This is a genomic window from Hirschia maritima DSM 19733, assembly GCF_000378345.1.
Lineage (GTDB): Bacteria > Pseudomonadota > Alphaproteobacteria > Caulobacterales > Hyphomonadaceae > Hirschia > Hirschia maritima.
This window is the reverse complement of the sequence record NZ_KB899544.1, coordinates 53,372-75,568: the sequence shown is the minus strand read 5'-3', so window position 1 is coordinate 75,568 and position 22,197 is coordinate 53,372. Positions and strand designations below refer to the sequence as shown.

Here is a 22,197-nt window from a genome sequence, read left to right as displayed (position 1 = left end):
AATGAATTACGAAGATTTTGCGTTAGGTCTGATTGGTTCAATCCGACCACACAGAAGCCAAACAGCTGCCAGTGCGGTCAAAGCCAATGCAGCACCAATCACGAATACTGGAGTATAGTTCTCACCAGATGTTAGTTGCGGGATCCAGAACGTTAGTCCTGCTGCAGCTAGTTTCGCCGCCATGCCGGCAAACCCAGCAAGAGTTCCAACAGATTTCCCGCCGAAGAAGTCACTTGCCAATGTTTGAACATTACCGATTGCGGTTTGGAAACCGAATAGGATGGCTGCCATGATCATCACAGCAACAGTCGGGCTACCTGGGTTTGCCATAGCCAATAGTGCTGGCAACATCACTAGACACCCAATTGTAATTGTAAGCTTACGTGCAGCATTCACCGACCAACCAGCTTTCAAGCGGTTTTGAGCGAGCAACCCACCAAACCAAGCACCGACCATAGCACCTGCATAAGGTACCCAACCATAGATCGCGATACCCTTCACATCCATGTTATAGACCTCGGATAGGTATGTCGGGATCCATACAATGAACAACCACCAGATTGGGTCGATCGCTGCTGAGGCAATTATCACACCCCAACTTTGTTTCTTAGAAAGCATTTCACCTGTTCCAGGATTGTAGCCTTCATCACGATCACCATCCTGATCAACGTCCTGGTTTTTCTGGCCAGTTAGAATGTATTCACGCTCACTATCAGTCAGCCAGTCATGTGATTCAGGTGGTGCTTTCACAATAAACCACCATGGCAATAACCATAAGAGACCGATTAAACCAACTAGAATGAAGATAGCTTGCCAGCTCATATACACAGCAAGGAAACCGATCAATGGTATAGAAATCAAACCACCGATTGCGGCACCTGAGTTAAAAATACCTTGCGCAAGCGCGCGTTCTTTTGTCGGGAACCATTCTGCATTGGCTTTAGTTGCGCCCGGCCAGTTTCCAGCTTCAGCTACACCAAGAATAGTACGGAAAATTCCAAAGCCCATTACTGTGTTTGCAAGCGCGTGAGCAGCTGTTGCTATCGACCATACACCAATAGAAAGTGCAAAACCGATACGCGTTCCTACCCAATCGAATATCTTACCGAATATCGCCTGACCAAAAGCGTAGGCAAACATGAATATTACTGAGATAGTCGCTAGAGCCTGCTTACGCACATCTGGTGCAGCGTTTTCGTTCTCATAGTGTTTTTCAGACTGAATTTCCTGATAAATCGCAGGATGGCTAGCTTGTAATGCTTGAAGATCTACACGCGGTAGTGCATCCAAAGCTTCTGCCTTCTTCTCAGCATCACTGATCTGCTCCACAACGGCTAAATCAGTTGAATAGATGTCAGCGTGAGCATCTGGGAAGCGAACACCGAATTCCTGAGCATTCAACACATCTGGGTACATCTCTTTCGAGATGTTCGGCCATAAAACGTTGATGGTTTGTCGGTCGATATAGTTGATCACTGTCGCCAATGCGACGAGCCCAACAACCCACCATCTTAATCCGGAGATTTTCATGATGCAGCCTCCGCCTCCTCTATATAATTATTGTTATTGATGGACTTAACGCAGCACATGAACAGCTCCGTTCCATTCGATCTCTTGGTCGGACAAAGTAATTTTGTGATTTGCTTCTGCCGAAGTATCGTCTGCAATCAATACTGTAATAGTCTCGCAGCTCTCGGTCGAAATTTTGAATACAGCCGCATCGTCGATATTTGAAATTTCGATCGATTCAATTGAAGAGCCCTCGAACTCAGCAACTTCATCATCAAAATCATAATATCCATTGCGTTCATATACAGAGACAAAACTCACACTATCAGAGGCAGTTCGCAAAACCATGCCTTGATCAGGACGCAAATTATTGTCTGGGTCATTTGCTCCAAGCTCTGTGAAAACAGCCTGAAAAGGAGCATCAGATGCAAATGTCAGTGTCTGAAATGAATCCCCCAAACGTAGCGATACGTCTTGCATTCCGCTGAGTTCTTCAGAAGCACCTGATTGCCATAGGTGTTGATATCCATTTGCGCCACCAAGCGCCGATATGCTTTCCGTTTCAAACGAAACGGCGAAAGAAGTCTCAATCAAATCACCTTTGTAGTGAACAGGCAGGTCATATTGGTGCCCCTCTTCACTCATGCCGCGCATGATATCAATAAAGTAAGGCTGTTCACCTTCCCCGCGCGGCACCATCACAAACACACGCTGTAGGTTCACGCCTTCATAAGCTGTGTCAACTTCAGCAGCAGTTACTTGAGCGCCATTGATTTTTCCAAAGAAAAGCACCTCAGGACTGAATTTTTGAGAATGCCTCCAATCACCGCCATAGTGATTTTCTTCATCCACAACGAGCGTATTGTGCGCGATAGAGGCTTTTGCCCAAGAGTTGTTCTCTGGAAGGTAGCGCCCACCAAACTTAGAGACAATGTTGTGGAAACGTACCGCACCATAATCAGCTACGACTTCATATCCATTGTCGTAATAGAGCATGCCCAGTTTATCAAAGTGACCATGGCCCAACCCTTGGGTCGTCGCTTTCATTACTGCCGCGGCATCGTCTATGCGTTCGCCAGAGCGAAGAACAAGCAATGCACCTTCTTCACCTGAAGCCCCATCACGGAACATTTGAGACTGAAATTTAAATGGCTTCGCTTTTCCAGCTTCAATATCATCAAGTAGAGCGCGGCCTTCAGGCGTAGGAACCACGTCTTTCTGAAGCTGCACTGCCCCTAATAGGGTTGGATCTTTTGTAAGATCATACGCAATCGCTAAACCATATTTCAGCTCAACAGTGTTCAATCCTTTTTCGCGGATTGCATCATTAATTGGGAAGAAACGTCCAGCATAACTTTGTTGAACGGTCGATGTGATTGCCTTTAGTACAATTTCGTCACGATATTCAAAGATCTTACGTTCAGGCTCATTTTTCTCAATTGCTTGTGAGAACAATACAAACGGCATCAACGCATAGCGCTGATAATAAGGGCCTTCAGCATAATATCCATCCGGAGAGAAAAGTAGGTCCAACTGCTTTAGGAAGCCGGCTTCACCATCTTGCTTCAAACCGTATAGAGATTTCTCAACACGTTCTTGCTGGTCCAACACATAACCCGTCATGCCCACAGCTGCCGCTGCCCAAGTACCGTGATTATGAATTCGATCGAATGTCTGCGGCGAACCTTCAGATAAGAAATCTGCCATAGGGTTCAGTACACCCTCTTCGATCTTTGAGCGATCTTCTTCACTCAACTCATCGTGAAATGTTTCGTATCCTTGAATAACATAAACAAGCCAAACAGCTTCGTTCAGTCCTTGCCAGAACAAACGACCAGCAGTCGATTTTTTGTGCTCTGGGTGAAGCCCGAGTGTTGGATAAAGTTCCGCATAATCTAGAAGAATGTCACGTGCGAAATCACGGTATTTTGCATCACCATTTGCTTGATACAACATACCAGCTTCATAAATGGTCTTACCATTTGCCTTATGCTGCTCATGAACAACCCCACCACCGGCATCGACAGGCACAGGCACTGGCACACCCTTTTCCATCCGCTTTGCAAGGCTAGTTTCCAATGCTTGCATTTGCAGATCGAATTTTGACAATTCTTGTGCGACTTGAATTTTAGACACTTCTGTTGATACAGACTCGGATTGTGTTTTTTCCACCCCCAAAGTCTGACAACCAGACACTAATCCAATGGCCGTGGAAGCCAAACCGAATTTAAGTAGTGAATTGATGCGCAACTGAGACATTTACTTACGCAAGTCCTCTATTGTTAGGACCGTTGCAGCGACATCACCGTTTAGAGAATTCCCCTCAACGACGGGTGCTGGTTTGCCGGTTGTGATGATAAATTTAAATGGCTCTGATTTCTCAATTGAATTGCCTTCAATTTTCAAAACTTGCACACCGTGGAATAGCACTGAAGGCCCACCAGATGATGCGGCATTCACGAACTCTGAATCTTTTACCCAAACAAAAGGACCAAACGTACTTTCATCACGACCACCACGATAAACGTTTAGAGCTGGCCCCTGAATATCTGAAAATTTAGAACCAGAAACTTTTAAAGTTTCAACATTGTACATTCCATAATCATCTGTTTCGCCATTCAGCTTCACAACTGATCCAGAAATGTTCGAGAAAGAAGAATCTTCAATCTTGATTTTCTTGAACAATGTTCCTTTTGCAGCACTCACGATTGAGAAGCTACGGTTCACCACAAAGTCTTTAAAATTAGAATTTTTTATTACAAGGACATGATTGCGTGCGCCTTCAACGGACGTTGTTGTAATAAAGCTATTACCCACATTATCCGGTGCTTGCTTACCAGTAACAGATACACCCTCAAGCTTGAGAGCTGCATCTTTTGAAAACACAAACATGTTTTTACGTTCAAAAGATAGGTTCACTTCAACGCCATCTTTAGCCGAGATTGTCACCGGAATTTTCAGGTCTACAATCTTTGACTCTTTGTAGTCACCTGCTTCCAGAATTAAGCGATCCCCAGCTTTCGCTGATTTCAAAGCATCAGAAATCGCATTTTCGCCTGGCGAGACAACAACATCAGATCCAGTATCAAACAAATCTCCAGCGTCAGCTTTCGGAAACCAGCGTACACCGGTCTCTTCTTTGGCGACCCCATACTTCGAGGCATCCACCTCCTGAGTGAGGCCGGGTGAAACCTCGAACCCAGAAGATAGCGCCTCGGGAGGAGCTTGGTTTGCCTTATTCCCTGAAAATTCAATACCACTCATATCATCATGTAATGTGAAAGGAGCTTCTTTTTCATTCAGTAAGACGTTGTTTTTAAAAGTCGAATTAATTGGAACCGCAGAGCGCTCAGTATCACTCCCCTCCCCCAACTCAATCGCCACAATGTTTTCGAATACATTACCCTCTATCGCAGCACCATCGACCTGATGATACCTATTGATCGGAGAATTAGGCACACCATTCATAACCACAAGACCACCGGAGAAACGCTCTCCTGTAAGATCTTTGAAATAATTATTCTTGATTGATTGACGCGCATTAATCACACGCACACCACCCGTAAATGGCGCACCATTACCATCAAAGAGATTGTTTTCGACTGTAGTTCCATTTCCGTGACGCAGTGTAAGTGTTCCACGAGAAGAGAAAAAAGTGTTGTTGCGGTAGGTATTGCCACCAGATTTATTGGAAATAATTTCTACTTCGCCGCTGCAACGATCAAAATAATTGTGCTCGACACGAGAATTAGAGTTCGTCAGCGAATAATGACTGGTTCCAATGCGGAAAGTCTCACCACCGTTTGACCCAAGCACTGGGCGCGGACCAAAATAATTATGGTGTACAAAATGGTTGTTTTCCTGACTCTCTTCCGTATTCAAACGGATAATCATCGTCGGACCTGAATTCAACTTTCCTTCAAGATGATTGTGATTGAACTCATTATTCTTTCCATACATCGCCACCCAGGTATCGCGCTGCGTTCGATCAGGATTACTATAATTTTTGATGACCGTGTTAGACACACGAGAATTATGAGCTAAATTTTCTTCATCTACACGAAAACTGATAACTTCATTTCGTGCCGTAAACCCATCCTGAAAAACAAGGCCCGACACTTCAAGATATTCACCACCTAAGCGCAAACTGGACTGACCAGTGAGGGCTACCCCTCCTTCAGTTTCCGCCTTCAGAGTAATAGGTGCTTCTTTTGTACCTTCACCTTTAAAGACTGCATCAAAATCGCGCCATTCACCATTTGCTAAGACAATTACATCGCCTGGCTGCGCGTCTTTTACAGCTTTTTCAAATTGCGCTTCATCAGCAACCAGCACTTCTTTATGTGCACTTTGCTCACCTGATACTTGCGTATTGCTTGACGCGTTTTCTCCTGCAGAGTTGGTTTGAGATGAACACGCAACAAGCGCTAAAGCACTCACCGTCACTAGAAAAAACCTATGCTTCACTTCTCAAACCTCCCGACTCAACAACTTTTTTTGCTTATTCTTATTTTTGAATTTGAGGACAGTATCTCTACAGTCAAATTTGTCAACCAATTTGACCTACCAATTTGCGGCCTATTTTATCAAAAGCCCCAATTCGCCTCTATTTCATCCGGTATTTGTGACATTTTCGCTACATATTTTGGATAATCCCAACTTTAGCATACCAATTCATGCGTAATCGCATACCAATTGGTTGACACATTTTGCTTATTGGTTCTTCCTTTACCTACGCCAACAAAAAAACAAAGCAAATGGCGGTCCACAGGATTCAAGGGAGAATTTCAAAAGGTCATGGCTAACAACCCAAACTCAAAATCACGCCTGTTTAAAATTGCGCTACTCAGCTCCGCCACATTGTCTCTCGGCACCACTGCGTTAGCTCAAGAAACCGAAACAGAAGAAGCAAAAAAACTCGACACGATAGTTGTAACCGGCTCACGCGCGACTATTCAAAACTCAATCGACTTAAAAAGAAGTAGCACGCAGATTGTAGATGGTTTATCTGCAGAAGAAATCGGTGATCTACCTGCACTTTCAATTGGTGAGGCTCTTGAAAACATTACAGGTGCTGCCTCCCACAGAGAAAATGGTGGCGCGACCGAAATCTCAATTCGTGGACTAGGCCCCTACCTTTCTTCTACTGTTGTAAATGGCCGTGCAACAACAAACGGTTCAGGAGATCGCTCCGTAAACTTTTCGCAATTCCCATCTGAGTTGATGAACAAGCTTGCGATCTTCAAAACTCAAGACGCAAGCCAAATTGAAGGTGGAGTTGCTGGACAAATCCAACTTGAAACACTTAAACCTCTAGAGTTTGGAAAGCGCCGTTTCCAGTTTGATTTAAAAGGTAACGTCAATCCAGATCAGCTCAACCAAGACGGCACAACAGCTGGCGACATCGGATATCGTGGAACTGTATCATATGTTGACCAATTTGAGACCGGTATCGGTGCTTTTGGGGTATCACTTGGTGTTCAACGCAGCGACATCTCTCAGCCAGAAGCAGAAAGCCGCTCTACAGGTCCAACCAGTAACTCGCGTCCAGCATGTCTAATTTCTGATGGCTTGGCACAATTCACAGACCAAACAAATGGCGGAACATTTACTGGTTTTTCAACGAACCCAGAAACAACTGACCGTGGTGATGATGACTGTGATGACTTCAATGACCGCAGAAATGCTGAAAACTTAGATACTCGTGGCTCCGACACTGAAGGTGTTGATACATCTATCGATCCAGCTACAGGTCAAGCAATCGATGCAGGTGTACCTTTTGTATTTGCACCTTCTCAACGCCACTACCGTCAAAATGACACGCATGACACACGCGATGCTGTATTTGGTGCCTTCCAATGGCAGCCCAACGACCGTCTAGATATCAATCTTGACGCTCAGTATTCCGAACGCTCTCAAGCAGAACTCCGTAACGATCTAACATTCAATGGCTTCCGTCGCAATGACACCAGCTTGAACCTTCAAGGTATCGGTGGAGACTCTAGCGCAACAACACTAGATACTCTTGGGTACACTGACAGTGGTGCAATTTATTACCAAGTTACCGACAACACTATTGAAGTCCAGGGTGGTAATTACGAGCGTGTTGAAAACTATCTCGGTGTCGGCCTTAACGTAGCTTATGAAGTTTCAGATCGCCTTTCACTATCTGCAGACTTTGCACGCTCAAAAACTGAACGTACAGAAAACAACCAAGAATTCCGCATTCAATCTGACATTTCACCTGTCATCGTTTATGATGAAACACAGGGCCAAGTGCCGGTTTACACGCTTTTGGATGAAGAATTCGACGTTAACGATCACGACAATTACGTAGACCGTTTGCGTGTTCGCATCGACAATGACCTATACCGTGAAAACACGATCGATTCAGGACGTTTTGATGTTAAATATGATGTCGATTACGGTGTGCTAACGACATTTGAAGCTGGTGTAAGATATGCCAAGCAAAACTACCTTGATTTACCGGGTGGAGCAGATTCAGGTAACCCACTAGCAGTTACTTCTGGACGCTTCTCTTTTGAAATTGAGAACGATGGTGAGCTTACAGTCAACAACCGCGAAGTTATTGACGACTCAAATGACGACGGCGTTTTGGAAGACCAATTCAACGCATTGCAAGACAGCATCGTTGGCATTATTGGTTCAACAAACGAAGCTTGTCGTACAACCTTCCCAGAAGACAGCTTCTTAAGCAGTGTCAGCAATGGTGCACTAGTAACCAACATTGACGATGATGGAACTGTGCTTAGCTCCACAAATTCTTGGGGAACATTTGATGCAGAATGTGTAGCAAACACTTCTGTAAACTCATTGAATGCTATTCTCGGGGACATCAACGCGTACTTGACAAACCCAGATGCAGAAGAAGCAAGCTTCAGCGAAGCCCTAGGTGCCTTCTCTGCTGGAATTCCAGCGCTCATCGAAGAAAGCAGCCGCACTATAGATGTTGAAGAAACAACAACTTCATTCTACGCAATGTCAGGATATGAAACAGAGCTTGGCGGCATGCCAGTCTCAGGTAACTTTGGTGTTCGTGTTGTCCAGACTGAAGTTGAATCTACAAGCTATAGACCTTCTTTGACCATCAATGAATCTGGCGGAGAATTCTCGCTAGAAATTGGTGACAGTGCTTTTGTATCTGAATCTCACGACTACACTAGCGTGCTCCCAAGCGCGACAGCGATTTTGGAGCCAAGAGACGATGTGCTGCTTCGTTTTGGTGTTTTCAAAGCGATTTCTCGTCCTGATCCAGCTGACATGGGCTTCAGCCGCACAATTAATACAGTTGGCACAGATGATGATGATGTAGCATCATCACCAGAAGAACTAATCACAAGTATTGTTGCCAATGGTAACCCTAGTTTCGACCCACTTGAATCTTGGAACTATGATGCAAGTGCTGAATGGTATCCAAACGATGACTCAATTTTAGCTTTCGGTCTTTACTACAAAGACTTCCAAGGTGGATTTGCTAACGTCATTCAAAACGAGACATACAATTTTGGTGGAACTGAAGTTGTTTTCCCAGTTAGCGTGCAACAAACAAGCGAAGAAACAAGCACTCTCTGGGGTCTAGAATTCACAGGTACACATAACTTTAGCTACTTGCCAGGTGCTTTGAGTGGTTTGGGTGTGAAAGTTAGCTATAACTATGCTGACTCTGACTTTGAGTTTGAAGACAGCCGTTATGGTGACGCGTTCCAAACTCAACTGGACGGAACTGTAATCCAAACTGCACAAGGCATTATTGCTCCAGCAGGCCTACCAGGACTGTCTAAACATACAGCTTCAGCCCAAGTTTACTACCAAATCGGTGCCCTGGACATGCAAGTTAACTACAAGTATCGTGATGATTACTTCCAACCATTCACATCTGATGGTACTCGCCTTCGTTTCGTTGGAGACGTTGGTGTGTGGGAAGCTCGTGCCTCATATGAGTTGACTGAAAACTTGAAGCTTTCTGTAGAAGCAATCAACCTGTTCAGCCAACCTAAAGAACAATATGCGTTCGTGACTGACGACCTTTATGAGGTCAACGACTACGGCCCACGCGTATTCTTCGGACTTCGTGGAAAGTTCTAGGAACTAAATCAGAAGCTCTGCAATTTGATAATTCAGATTGCAGAGCTCTGAATTTCTCAAAACTATTCAAAATAGATGGCTGAACAAAGATTATATAATAAAGTTGCGAATGAAATCCTTGAGATGATTGACTCTGGGCAATACTCGCCGGGGACACGTCTTCCAGGAGAAAGAGAATTAGCAACAAAGTTTAATGTAAGCCGCGTCGTCATTCGTGAAGCAGAAATTTCACTCGAAGCCATTGGGCGCGTAGAGATCAAAGTTGGATCAGGGGTTTACGTCAAGCAGCCTGAACAAGCACTCAACGGCAAACCAGTTTTACCACCAATGAGCGCATTCGAACTCACCCAAACTCGGCTATTGTTTGAATCTGAATGTGCCGCGCTCGCTGCTACCATGATCACTGATGAGCAGATCGCCAAACTAGAAGACACAATCATCAAAATGGGTGAAGCCAGCGGCCAATCAGCCGATGGTGAACAAGCTGACCGAGATTTCCATCACCTTATAACAAAAGCCACACGCAATGTAGCCAATGAATTTTTTATGGAAAACCTTTGGCGAATGAGAACTGAGATCGACAGCGTAAAGAAAGTATATGCAGCTGTTTGTGTTGAAGACTCAGCTCATCGCGTCAAAGAACATGTCGATATTCTGGAAGCTCTTAAATCACGCGACCCTGAAAGAGCCCGCAAAACTATGAGAGAGCACTTCGCTAGACTATTGGAAGCTCTTTTAGATGCCTCCGAACAACAAGCTATTGAAGAAGCAAAGCGAAGATCATCCAGCAATAGAGAACAATTCCTTAAATCGTCCGTTAGACATTAAGGGCCCTCTCCAAAACGAAAACCAAAGCCTGTTGCCCCTTTCATCCAACACTCTCAAACTAGTACAATCAAAATGGGTAAGTAGTGAGATTAAAACACAGCCCACTACTTACCTAAGTCATATGAAGGAAAAGGGATTCCCTCATTTGTCCACAGCTCCAACAAGATCAAACTAATTTGGAGTTGCTTCACTCACACTCAGTTTCCGAAAGGAAACTTGAGTGTAATTTCCATCAATAATATCCTGCTCTAGATTTCCCGTGCCAGGACACGCAGGATATCTAAAACTTGGCGCATCTTTGGTACTACATTGATTATAGGCACCAGCCTTGAAATAGAGATAGTCACCTGTGTACCCATTAGGGTGGTCCAACGAGTCAATCTCACCATTTGCATCTACATTATTAGACAAATTAATTTTGAATGTTTTGGTTCCCAATCGTTCATTCTCAAAAGTCAAATACATCGTATTTTCATGAATATTTACGGTGTAGCTAAATTCTTCACCTAGCTTGATACCTTTCAGTTCTGGAGTAGCTGAATCAGCCCAAGAATTCCCCCACACCAGATATTCGATATCGATACGATCCGGGTTATCTACCGCCAAATTTCTCTCATAAGTCCAATAAACAGATCCGTACTCATGATCAGGCCACTTTTTAAAAGAAATTTTGAGGGGTTCATTTCCCCAACCAAATCCATCAACCTTCGTTTTAAGCTTGCCTGCATGAATTTGCCCGATGACGACTGAATATGCGGGTTCTTTATCTGGGTACCCCGCATTTCTAGATACATGGTCAACCTTAAGAGTCGCCTCTAACTTTCCACCAACAGCAGCATAATCCGATGCATTTTCATTCGCAGCCAACGCAAAATTATTCTTTGGATTATTTCCCTTAATTGAAAGGTTCCCACCTCGACTTTCGAAACGCAATTCGCTTCGAGTATTTGTCGAGTTTGGAGTTGTGGATGCTTTATTAGGGCTCATGAAAACCATGAACCCATCTTCATCTATGTAGAAGTAGTCAGAATGGTGAAAGGACTGAATATCAACTTCATTGACAACATCAACTTTTCCGTTTTCATCATCATCGACCGGCAAAGTAATCGACCAGTGACTTAAATCAAACTTGTCAGCCGGGTTTTGCAAACTAATTTTACCTGCGTCTATCTCGGTCGTATTCTCTTCCAAAACACCAGACGACGTGGCGCAGGATGAGATTGAGGTAGACATGAGCAAAACGGAAACTACTGCATATGCCTTTTGGTCTTTAAAAAGGTGCATTAATCTACAGGCTCCGCATCACTAACCACCAAATTGGTAAACGTAACTTGAGAGTAGTTTCCGTCTTTAATGTCTCGCTCTAAATCCCCTGTTCCTGGGCATGCAGGGTAGCGGAATGTCGGCGCATTTTTCGTGCTACACTGGTTGTAACCACCCGCTTTGTAGTAAAGGTAGTCTCCAGTATATCCGTTTGGGTGATCCAGTTCATCATAGTTTTTCGAAAGATCAACTTGATGCTCAACCGTCGGGTGACCTTCTGCCTCGAATGTCACATACATAGTGTTTTCATGCACGTTTACCGTATAGCTAAACTCTTCACCTAATGCGATTCCTGCGTCACCCGGATCTTCCGGACTGTCCCATGAACTCCCCCAGACAGGAAACTCAATGTCGATACGGTCTGGATCATCAAAATCCAAGTTTCGCTCATACGTCCAGAAAACCGATCCTTTTTCATGGTTTGGCCATTTTTTGTACGAGATTTTAAGCGGCTCATTCCCCCATCCATATCCGTGATCCTGCGTTGGGAATTGATATGCATGAATTTGACCAACGACGATTGAATACGCCGGTGATTTATTTGGATAGCCGGCATTTAGTGACACGTGGTCAACATAAAGAGATGCTTCAAGCTTTCCGCCAATAGCATCAAACTCCTCTGCATCATCTTTCGCTGCAATGGCCCAGTTGTTTTTCGGCGAGTCTTCTGCAATCGAATAGTCTGCACCACGACTCTCATACCGCAATTCACTACGTGTATTCGTTGAAGTAACCTCGGTCGCAGCTTTGTTCGGGCTCATAAAAACAAGATGCCCCTTATCGTTCAAATAAAAATAATCTGGGTGCTCATAATTTTGCAGCTCCGGCACAATAATCACATCAGCGCCGGGACCACCACGCTCCGCGATAGGCAATGTAAGAGACCAGTGACTCAAATCAAACTTTGAAGACGGATACACGACCTCTTCAACAACATTTTCTACAATCTCTTTAGGGGTCTCAACAACCTCCTCAGTTGCCGGTGCACACGCAGTATTCAAAAGCGGCAAAGCAACCCCACAAACTAAAGACTTTCTCCCAAACATCTTCATTTTATATCTCTCTGAAACGTATTGTATTTTATAGAATTTAGATCCATCGCCTGTCACCCCAACATATTTGGCAATGTCATCGACAAAGCAGGGACAAACGTGATGAAAAGCAACGCAATCACAAGCGCCAAATAGAACGGCCAAATTGTCTTGATCGTTTTTTCAATTGGTACCTTCCCAACTGCAGAACCGACAAACAGAACCGCTCCAACTGGCGGCGTGACCAAGCCAATTCCGAGATTAATCATCATGATGATCCCGAAATGAGTAGGGTCGACACCTGCAGCCATTACTAGGGGCAAGAAAATCGGTGTCGTGATCACAATCAAAGGAGACATATCCATAAACGTCCCCAATATCAGCAAAAGCAAATTCACGATGAGCAGAACGCCAATTGGGTGGCTAGTCAAAGACGTGATCATGTTGGCGAGATGTGTGGGCGCTTCCAAAATCGCGACGGCGTAACCGAAGGCCGAGGCGGCAGCTACAATCATCATGATCATTGCTGTTACACGAACTGATTGCTGCGCACACTCCAGGAATGTTTTCAAATCCAATGATCTATAAACGAAAAGACCAATAGCGATTGTGTAGATCACTGCGATCGCCGAAGACTCAGTCGGCGTGAACATCCCGGAAAGGATCCCTCCCATAATGATAATCGCCGTCATCAAACCCGGAATCGCCCAAACAAATGCGCGCGTAAACTGCTCCCATCCTGGAAATTTTCCTTTTGGGTAACCGCGCTTTACGGCAACAAGCCATGCGACAACCATCAACAAAATTCCGGTCAAGACACCTGGAACTATTCCCGCGAGGAATAAATCCCCAACGGAAACTCCCTTCCCCGCACTCGCAGCATACACAATCATGTTGTGAGATGGTGGAATAAGCAAACCGACTATCGCAGCGGTTGAAGTAACATTAACAGCATAATCACCGTCATACCCTTGCTCTTTCATTAAAGGACCAAGTGCAGACCCCATCGCTGATGCACTAGCTATAGCTGAACCAGATACAGCTCCAAACATCATAGACGCCCCAACGGTGACCTGCCCCAATCCACCACGACTGCGCCCGAAACATGCATCCGCAACACGCACTAATCGGTCAGCAATCCCAGCTCGATACATCAGATCTCCCGCAAAAATGAAGAAAGGAATGGCCATAAGCGTAAACAAACTCATCCCCGCGGCCATGCGATGGAAAACCACCTGCAATGGAAAGTCTAACGCAATAAAGGTAGCAATCGCAGAACCCAATAACGCAAACGCAACGGGCACACCCAACGCCATCAAAATAAGCAGAACACCAATAAGAATAGCAAGTTCCATTACGCTTTCTCCTCTTCACTGACTTCATTTGAGAAAGTTGCCTCTAATAGGCGCACAATGGAAAATATAGCGATCAAAGCTCCGGAAATTGGGATGGCTAGAAAACCCATTCCACGTGAAAAGCCCAAACTCGGAATATCGAAATGCCAAGTCGCAATACATAGCTTCACACCATAAACGGCCATGCAAAGCCCTATTGCTCCAACAACAAATTCGCTGAAACGTCGCAAAGCAAACACCATTTTTACTGAGACAAAGCTTTCAATGGCTTGTATCCGAATGTGAAAGCCCTCGCGGACTCCCGCAGCAGCAGCAAAGCTGATGTACCAAATCATAAGGGTTACAGCAGCCTGTTCGGACCAATTGGGAGAAGCACCCAAAACATAACGGCCAAACACCTGCCAGCCAATAATGGCTGTCATCAGAAGTAAACCAAACGTACCAACGACTATCAACGCCTCTGACGCTTGTTTAGTAAATTTACGTGCAAGAGTGATCATGTTTCAACATCCCTCATTGCTTCAATTTCTTCGATCAATTGTTTTTGGTCATTCGATGTCGCAAAGCGATCCCAAATAGGTCGCATCAAATCTGAAAATTGAGTAATATCGTCGACATCGTTCACTTGGACACCAGCTGCCAAAGCTGCCTCCTGAGAAGCTAAAACTTTCGCATCCCAAAGCTCACGCATGTATAAAACGGATGCCTCTGCACACTCCATCAAGATAACCTGATCATCTTCACTCAACGAATTCCAGCGATGCAGGGACATGACCATCATGTCCGGCGTCATCACATGCTGACTACGGGTGAAGTAAGGCGCAACCTCGTGGTGACGCTCTGTAAAGTAGGTTGGCCAGTTGTTTTCACCGCCATCGATCACCCCCTGCACCAATGATTGATACACTTCACCAATATACATAGGGGTGGCATCCGCTCCCAGAGCATCAATCATCGCCACAGACACATCTGAGTTTTGGACGCGGAGTTTCATCCCAGCTAAATCGTCTGGTGTTTTTATGGGGCCGCGAGACCCATAAAAATTGCGGGAACCACAATCATAATAGACGAGCCCTTTAATTCCGTATTGCTCGAAAGAATCAAGCACCTTTCGACCGGGAGCACCATCAAAAACACGTCGAGAATGCGCAACATCTTTGAATAAAAAAGGCAAAACAGGTACAATGGACAGTGGCGCAATAGCGTTAAACGGGGCGATGTTAATACGCCCCATATCAATGCCGCCCATCGTCATTATTTCCATGGTGTCGCGTTCAGAACCCAACTGCCCGCCCTGAAACACTTTTATACCCAGACGCCCCTCGGTACGCTCGCTCAATAAGCGCCCCATCTCTCGGGTTGCCATCACAGTAGGATAGTCACTTGCATGACTATCGGATGAAAAAATCACCCTACTATCCAAACCACTTTCGGAACTACAGGCACCTATCCCTAGCGCCCCCAATCCCCCAGCAAAACTTCGACGTGAAAACATCTACTAAATTATCCTCCAAGAGTGCCCGCATTTTTATGCAAATTATTTTTTTTGACACCGGTCACATTTTAGCGGAAAATCTACAAACCGCAAGGTATGGGCAGAACTTAATTCACCGAACTGCACATATGCCTCAATATTTAAACATCTGAATAATAAGGATTATTTAGAAAATAACCCAAACCTGGAGAAAAACATTTTCTTGACATCCTAAAAAAAAGAACAAGTCATACAGAAAATTCGATATCGCCGAATGAAAATTTCGTCGCTTTTAAACTTTAAACTGCATCCAATTGGGTGCTCGATTGACACAAAACAACCAACACAATGCCTCAAAAGAAAAAAACAAAAAAAGAAATAAATGAAGCAATTCAGGATTGGCTGGATAGTTATTCGAGCTCAAAAAAAGCCACAATTAAAGATGTCGCCCAAATCGCGGGCGTTTCAAAAAATACGATTTCAAGAATCATCAACAATTCTCCACTCGTCAAAGACGAAACGAGACTTGTGGTCAAAACGATTATAGAAAAAATAGGCTATCAGCCCGACCCTCAAGCGCGAGGACTTGCGTTCCGGCACTCCTTTTTAATTGGAATGTTATACGGAAACCCAAATCCCCATTTTGTATTGAACTTACAGCAAGGCATTTTGGATGGGCTAGACGACACAGACTACGAACTTGTCGTTAGACCGTGTTATAGATCAAATCCAAACTATTTGTCTGACATACAAGCCTTTGTTGAACGCATGAAACTGGCCGGTGTTATTCTAACGCCATCACTCGCAGAAGATGAAGCATTAGCAAAAATGCTGAGGAAGGCAGGATGCAAATACATCCGAATTTCACCTGCGGAACTCGATGAAGAGAAAAACATCATTGTCACTAACGACCGTATCGGAGCCTCTGAAGCCGCAGACTATCTATCATCTCTCGGACACACACAAATAGCATGCATTTTGGGAAGATCCGATTTTCTTTCCAGCAAAGAAAGGCTTGAAGGATTTAGAGAAAGCTTACGGGCAAATAAAATCCACTTACCCACAGAGTATTTAGTAAAAGGTGATTTCACTTTTGAGTCCGGCACGTCCGCAACACAGGAATTACTAGCTTTACCCACCCCTCCGACTGCGATTTTTGCTTCAAACGACGAAATGGCCGCCGGTGCCCTACATGCGATACGGTTGGCAGGATTAAGAGTTCCAGAAGATTTATCAGTAGTTGGCTATGATGATTTCCACATAGCAGTTACCGTCTGGCCTAGACTAACCACTTTGCGTTCCCCTATTCATGACACAGGAAAGCTTGCAGTTCAAAAGCTACTTTCGGAAAACCCATCAAACCAATCCGCATTTCCGGACATTCCTTCTCCCACACTTGTTGTCAGAGAATCGACTAGCCCACCAACACCATAGAAAACCTAAAGGTTTTGGATTATTTTCGTGACCACCTCTGAGGGCGCATCATTTATCTCTATTTTTAAAGCCCCCTCGGGCACTTCGAATGAATCTAGCTGAGAATCTAACATTTCGACTTTAAAAAAATGCCCTGTCCGGGCACCCAAGCGCTCTAGCAGCAGCTCCCTACCCCCATTCAAAAAAACAAACATGACTTCGCGATCAACTTTTTCAACAATCCACCTTCTAACCTCTTCATTCAGAGCCGAACACGATGAAACACACGCACCTGACTGCGCATTAATTTCAGCTGAAAGAGCCTCAATCCATTCCCGTCGATCATTATTTGATAATGGCTCCCCTGAGCTCATTTTTTTTACATTTTGCGCGGGATGAAAATCGTCCCCCTCAATAAAGGGCAAACTTAATCTTTCGGCTAACAACTTACCGATCGTTGATTTACCCGCGCCTGATACACCCATCACAATATATGCTTTGGTCATAACGCTTCACTCCTCACATTTTCCGGACCGAAATCATTCAAGCACAACACTCGGAGGAACAGACAACTCCATGTTTTTTGCCATGAAGACATCATCATACCTGACTCCCCCATTCCCATACGGTGATTTCTTCGATCCAGTATTGCTAATTGTAAGAAAGTGAGTGAGCGGCAATTCACGTTGCATACGAAATTTGCCTCTCCTGTAAACGAGAGTTTGGACCTCAAATTCTCCTCCACGCATATAGAGGTCAAAGCCCTGCCCACCATCTTCATTACGCGAATTGTTGACGACATACCAAAGCTCATACCATTCTCCATCCTGCAGAGGATTTACAGGTTCTTCAGCAAGAACATTTCTAATTTTTTCGTACTTTTTATGGCCAGCGGAGACCATCAAAGTGCCATCATTTCTACTTCCATCCGACTCAGCCTTATCGGTAATCCGCATCATTGGCTCAAATGCGTCATAACTAAGCAATGCTATTTGTTCTGACGGCAAATTGCCCAAACCAAATGAATGATTGTTCGGAAAATACTCAACATTAATGCGCGTATAAAAAGTGTAGATTTCGCCCACTCGAACAGTCGTAGGCAGCTCCACAAAAGTTAAAGCCTTTCGGTTCCCCAGAACTCCATCAGGCGCGGCTTTCTTCAACAAAAATCTGTTATTCTGACTTTCGAATGCAGTTATTTCTGCAATTTGGGGATCTTCGACATATGGGTCAGTGTCATTCTGCGCATCAACCTTGACCCAATCCTCACCCAATTCCAAGCGCTCAAAATTATCAACTAGTTGCCAATAAGAACTGGACGCTGAACACGCCCCCAAACACAAAACACAAAGTAATGAAAACAACTTATTCATTGTTGTCTTTCTCCAAAACAAATTCAAATGGGACGACAGCAAAAAAGAAAAGCGCCGGGCAATTGGAAACTGCCCGGCGCTCTATTACGTTACATTCGATTAGAACTTGGCGCGAACACCAAGGCTGTATCTACTGTCACTTTCCTGAATTTCCCACATAACTCCTTGAGCAGAAGAACTGATCAAAGGCTCACCTGTGAGGTTTGTTGCACTACCAACAACAGTCAACCAATCGTTAACATCCCAGCTTGCTGAAAAGTCCAATTGAGAGATTTCATCACGGAAGCTGTTACCCTGTGTTGGGTCATTGTCGAGGTCAATAGTGTTGCTAGCAACAAGCAGACCGATGTGCTCAGTACGCTTCTGAGTGGTGTCGTCTAGGAATCTACCACGGTGTGAGTAAGCTAGACGTGCAGCAAATGCATCATATTCCCAGAACACTTGGAAGTTGTAAGAGTTTTTGGAAATGTCTTCAAGCGGAGTACCGGATGGAGACGTGCTCTCAGAGTAAGTGTAGTTCGTGTTGACACCGAAACCAGACCATAGACCCGGAAGGAAATCAAAGTTGTACACTAAACCAAGCTCGAAACCTTGGATCGTTCCGTTTTGACCGTTCGTTTGAGTTGTCGTTTGAACACCAGCGCGGTCACGTAGAGATGCCCACAGAGCAGACCCCTCATCAGTACCATCAGGCGCACTTGAGTAAGTGAACGAATCTTCTGTTACACCTTCTGGCAATAGACAAATCTGACTTGGGATTGACTGGTTCTGACTAGCAACAGCCCCTGGCTCGTAAGCACAGTAGATTGAAGATTGCAAGAATGAAGCTACATCCTTGTAGAACACTGTGGCAGACAACATGTTGGCCTCACCCCAGTAGTGCTCAACAGCGAAGTCAAACTGAGTTGCACGGTATGGTTCAAGACCTGGGTTACCACGCGTAGCAGTTACAACATCTGAGTTAAAGTCATAAGCTGGGCTCAACTCACCAAAGTCAGCACGACGCATCACTTTCGCACCAGACGCACGTAGCACTGTGTTATCTGACAATGGCACCGTTATGTTGATGCTTGGAAGCAAGTCGCTGTATGACTCAGTATCCGTAACAATTACACCATCCTGATAAGCAGAAGCTGTAATTTCAGTGTCCACGAAACGAGCACCAGCAACAACTGTTGCAACATCAAAGTCGAATTCACCCTGAACGTAGAATGCCTGAGTGTCTTCTTCGATTTTCGTGTATGCACTTTCACTAAACGCCAAATTATCTTGAAGAGTACCAGTAACTTCTCTGTTTGTACCTTGAACCAATTCTTGGAAAATTCCAAAAGTACCTTCCAGATCTTGGCTAAGAAGAGCAGCGTTATACAACGTAAATGGAGCAGTTTGGTTTTCAGAAGTATAACCAGCCTGATCGAACAACTCAGTCCCACTATATGGCGTTACAAGAGTTCCAGGATAAAGGTTGGCAAATTCAGCCATTGTCCAAACGATGTATTCACTTCCATCAGCAGACGTTAGGTCTTGGTGAAGGTTGGCTGAACGGAATTCCGATCTGTTTCTTTCATAAGATCTGTCGGTAACACGCACACCGGCTTTAGCTGCTGTAAACCAGCTCAAACCACCCGGGTTTGCATATTCAACATCAATACGGAATGCATCTTCTGTGTTCTCGATATCGTCGGTACGGTGTCTAAACTCACGAAGAGCAAGAGCTTCTTGGTTTAAGTAAGGATTCTCAACACCATTCAGATAAGTAACACCAGGCACTGAACCATGACTGCTTGTATCGATCAATGAATCGATAAACAGACGGTTTTGACCCGCAGGATCAAGCGCTTCTGCAGCCTGGTCGTGCGCACGCCAGTTAAACTCGGACGCAGGTGTTTTCTGGTCAGATTTTGCTGATGCGAACTCAAAGCTTACGTTCAAGCTGTCTGTGAAGTCCCAATCACCACCAAGAGCGTTTGAAAACGACTCTGTGCTTCTGAAAGTACTCCAAGTTTTTGGAAGAATGAAGTTGCTGCCTTCAAGAACAAATCCGGTTAGCTCACCATTTTCCTTCTCAACAGCTGTTCCATTGGCATTTGTTGCAGAACCACCAGCTTGAAGAACAGAGTAAGCTTCTTGACCACCATCACGGTCAGTGTAGTTAAAGTCGAAGTAGAAATTACCACGATCATTCGCTGGGGCCCACTGCAAGCTTACGTTAGCAGCTGTACGTTCTCTGTGCTCAACCCAAGGCTCATACTTGTGTTCACGCGAAATAATATAGTTTCCACTTGGTGTGTTTGACGAAAACTCGTCCACACCAATTGTTCCATCATCATTCCAATCGAAACCTGACTGCACACGCAAGTCCTGCTGAAATTGATCTTGGCGCAATTCACGGTCTTGATAAGATAACGAAGCAACTACACCAAATGAGCCGCCCGCTCCAAGGTCCCATTTGTCTCCGTATGTACCATTAATAATCGGAGCAATGTTTTCTGTCTTATCAGCATACTCAGCATCAACACTTACAGAGAGGACACGGTCGCTTAACTCTAGCGGACGTAGTGTCTTCATGTTGACGGTACCACCTAGAGCACCCTCAATCATTTCAGGTGTTGGTGATTTAATAACTTCAACTTGTGACAAGAACGCGGCTGGCATGTCATCCAGGCTGATACCTTGACGCGCGTCACCTAGTGTTGAACGACCATTAATTTCAACACGGTTTTGCGGTAAACCACGGATAGAAACAGCATTACCAACACCAAAGTCACGGTTGATAGAAACACCAGTTACGCGCTGAAGCGCTTCAGCGATGTTGTTGTCAGGAAGCTTACCAATATCTTCTGCAACAATTGCATCAATAACTTGCGAAGAGTCCCTCTTCAGCTCAGCAGCTTTTTTCAAGCTTGAGCGAATTCCAGTAACAACAATAGTGTCCAACACCTTGTCATCTTCTGCCTGGTTGGCAGCTTCCTGCTGCACTTCAACCACATCTTGTGCAAAAACTGGCGATGCAAATGAAAATGCCACACTTGCGCAAAGTGCCGCACGCCAAGCTTGCTGTGAACGCGTTGAATTCGATTTATCACGATTTCCTGAAACCATGAATTATCCTCCCATATTATAACTTTTTATCAGGTATTGAACCTATTTTTATTTGGCCCGCCCTACACCAAAACCACATGTTCATACCAATTAGTCAACCAATTACAGCTTTTTTATATACAATTTGGCCTGCAATACCCACTCTTTTTGATCAAATGTTGTATTTTCAACACATTTTGTGACCGCTCCCATTTTATTTTATCACAGATGCTCTTGGAAATTTTCAGCACAACTTACGTTTTATTCGTTTACAATAGACAATCGGCAGGCACGGAATGGGACTATTATTCTATCGATTCTGCTTATTTGATCGTTTCAAAGAGCTGAAATCTTAATCTATACACACCACCACCTTTAATGCGGCCCAAATTGGTCATACCAATTATTGCGCCCCCAAAGACGCCTCTGTTACAAAACAAACTTCAAAACAATGACTAAGCACCGACATGAAGCATGAACCGCTCAATTGACAATGTATTGCTGGCCCATGCCCCCCGTGAAAGAGACCCGTATCTCGATCAAAGATTCACCTGCAATCAAAAGGCGCCTAAAGATTGCTAAGACCAATTACCAATCCCACTCAGAAACTAGAATGCTGCAGTCATAATATTTGAAAACTTGAATTGGCATGACCAATTAGGTTAGTATAGATTCAGAGAATCAAATGGCGGCACTCCGCAGAA

At 44.6% G+C, this 22,197-nt stretch carries 14 protein-coding genes; 3 read left to right on the top strand and 11 right to left on the bottom strand.

What is annotated here, in order from left to right; translation table 11 throughout:
• Positions 1 to 6: 6 nt before the first annotated feature.
• Genes F551_RS0100300 through F551_RS15975 form a run of 3 tightly spaced genes read right to left on the bottom strand, consistent with a single transcriptional unit; the run spans position 7 to position 5,976 of the window.
• On the bottom strand, positions 7 to 1,530 hold the full coding sequence (locus tag F551_RS0100300; protein WP_018995465.1) for an MFS transporter: 1,524 nt from the start codon (positions 1,528 to 1,530) through the stop codon (positions 7 to 9).
• Positions 1,531 to 1,575: 45 nt separating this feature from the next.
• Complete coding sequence (locus tag F551_RS0100295; protein WP_018995464.1) at positions 1,576 to 3,768, bottom strand: heparinase II/III domain-containing protein; 2,193 nt, start codon at positions 3,766 to 3,768, stop codon at positions 1,576 to 1,578.
• Entirely contained in the window at positions 3,769 to 5,976 is a 2,208-nt protein-coding gene (locus F551_RS15975; protein WP_155825676.1) for a polysaccharide lyase 6 family protein, read from the bottom strand.
• Positions 5,977 to 6,306: 330 nt separating this feature from the next.
• Here F551_RS15975 and F551_RS0100280 point away from each other — a divergent pair, with 330 nt between their 5' ends.
• Positions 6,307 to 9,615, top strand: coding sequence for a TonB-dependent receptor domain-containing protein (locus F551_RS0100280; protein ID WP_018995461.1), 3,309 nt, complete (start codon positions 6,307 to 6,309; stop codon positions 9,613 to 9,615).
• A gap of 75 nt (positions 9,616 to 9,690) precedes the next feature.
• On the top strand, positions 9,691 to 10,443 hold the full coding sequence (locus tag F551_RS0100275) for a FadR/GntR family transcriptional regulator (protein ID WP_018995460.1): 753 nt from the start codon (positions 9,691 to 9,693) through the stop codon (positions 10,441 to 10,443).
• A 171-nt stretch (positions 10,444 to 10,614) separates the two neighbouring features.
• Here F551_RS0100275 and F551_RS0100270 read toward each other — a convergent pair whose 3' ends face one another.
• From F551_RS0100270 to F551_RS0100250, 5 genes are read right to left on the bottom strand one after another with little or no spacing between them, the layout of a single operon-like run.
• Entirely contained in the window at positions 10,615 to 11,727 is a 1,113-nt protein-coding gene (locus F551_RS0100270; protein WP_018995459.1) for a polysaccharide lyase family 7 protein, read from the bottom strand.
• The gene (locus F551_RS0100265; RefSeq protein WP_018995458.1) at positions 11,727 to 12,818 is read right to left on the bottom strand and encodes a polysaccharide lyase family 7 protein; all 1,092 of its coding nucleotides are present in this window, start codon (positions 12,816 to 12,818) and stop codon (positions 11,727 to 11,729) included. The genes F551_RS0100270 and F551_RS0100265 overlap by 1 nt, the downstream gene beginning before the upstream one ends.
• 53 nt (positions 12,819 to 12,871) lie before the next feature.
• The gene (locus tag F551_RS0100260; protein WP_018995457.1) at positions 12,872 to 14,152 is read right to left on the bottom strand and encodes a TRAP transporter large permease; all 1,281 of its coding nucleotides are present in this window, start codon (positions 14,150 to 14,152) and stop codon (positions 12,872 to 12,874) included.
• On the bottom strand, positions 14,152 to 14,652 hold the full coding sequence (locus F551_RS0100255; protein ID WP_018995456.1) for a TRAP transporter small permease: 501 nt from the start codon (positions 14,650 to 14,652) through the stop codon (positions 14,152 to 14,154). Before F551_RS0100255 ends, F551_RS0100260 begins: the two co-directional genes overlap by 1 nt.
• Complete coding sequence (locus F551_RS0100250; protein ID WP_018995455.1) at positions 14,649 to 15,647, bottom strand: TRAP transporter substrate-binding protein; 999 nt, start codon at positions 15,645 to 15,647, stop codon at positions 14,649 to 14,651. The genes F551_RS0100255 and F551_RS0100250 overlap by 4 nt, the downstream gene beginning before the upstream one ends.
• Positions 15,648 to 15,974: 327 nt before the next feature.
• Between F551_RS0100250 and F551_RS0100245 the strand changes: the two genes are divergently transcribed.
• Positions 15,975 to 17,060, top strand: coding sequence for a LacI family DNA-binding transcriptional regulator (locus F551_RS0100245; protein WP_018995454.1), 1,086 nt, complete (start codon positions 15,975 to 15,977; stop codon positions 17,058 to 17,060).
• 5 nt (positions 17,061 to 17,065) lie between these two features.
• Here F551_RS0100245 and F551_RS0100240 read toward each other — a convergent pair whose 3' ends face one another.
• The 3 genes from F551_RS0100240 to F551_RS0100230 all read right to left on the bottom strand — a co-directional run bounded on the left by F551_RS0100240 (position 17,066) and on the right by F551_RS0100230 (position 21,514).
• Positions 17,066 to 17,545 carry a gluconokinase gene (locus F551_RS0100240; RefSeq protein ID WP_018995453.1) on the bottom strand — a complete coding sequence of 160 codons (480 nt, stop codon included), beginning with the start codon at positions 17,543 to 17,545 and terminating at the stop codon, positions 17,066 to 17,068.
• 33 nt (positions 17,546 to 17,578) lie between these two features.
• Positions 17,579 to 18,412, bottom strand: coding sequence for a hypothetical protein (locus F551_RS0100235; RefSeq protein ID WP_018995452.1), 834 nt, complete (start codon positions 18,410 to 18,412; stop codon positions 17,579 to 17,581).
• A 99-nt stretch (positions 18,413 to 18,511) separates the two neighbouring features.
• A complete protein-coding gene (locus F551_RS0100230) occupies positions 18,512 to 21,514 on the bottom strand; it encodes a TonB-dependent receptor (protein WP_018995451.1) in 3,003 nt (1,000 codons plus the stop codon).
• Positions 21,515 to 22,197 lie beyond the last annotated feature (683 nt).